Genomic DNA, 214 nt, shown 5'->3' on the forward strand with positions numbered 1-214 from the left:
ATAAGCAGGAAGGTCGCGCGAATTACCCCGGGAGGTCTGGTGTTCTGCCTCTGATTTTTTTTTAAACAGTGTGCTACTGACATCGAGAGATGTTGGGATGGGATATCAGAAGTCAGCCGAGGCCGAAGTAGTGCTAGTAAACCGATAGCATGAAGGGCTGAACATAATTAACCGTGATTAGGACACTGTTACTCGATGTCGATTAATGATGCAC

It is taken from the genome of Marisediminitalea alba (assembly GCF_002993365.1).
GTDB classification, from domain to species: domain Bacteria; phylum Pseudomonadota; class Gammaproteobacteria; order Enterobacterales; family Alteromonadaceae; genus Alteromonas; species Alteromonas alba.